General features: G+C 66.1%; 1 protein-coding gene. It reads right to left on the bottom strand.

The genetic code is table 11. The features are described 5' to 3' along the window. Positions 1-221 (bottom strand): IS3 family transposase (locus QN413_RS27285; RefSeq protein ID WP_323499669.1); only part of this gene is annotated, 221 nt, incomplete at both ends.

Genomic DNA, 221 nt, shown 5'->3' with positions numbered 1-221 from the left:
GGATGCCGCGCGCGAGCAACTCCTTCCAGATGCGCGGCCAGCCGTAGCCGCCGCGTGTCTCGGCATGAACGGCCTTGATGTGCACCAGCAGTGCGTCATCGCTCAGATGACGGCGCTGCCCGTCCCTGTGGCTCTGGCTGGCCTTGCGCACGAAGTGCTCGTGGTATCCCGCCAAACTGATTCGCAGCACCCGGCATTGCACCGAGATCGGCCACACGCGT

Origin of the sequence: Variovorax sp. LG9.2 (assembly GCF_035018885.1) — a bacterium.
Lineage (GTDB): Bacteria > Pseudomonadota > Gammaproteobacteria > Burkholderiales > Burkholderiaceae_C > Variovorax.
This window is presented reverse-complemented; position numbering and strand designations above follow the sequence as displayed.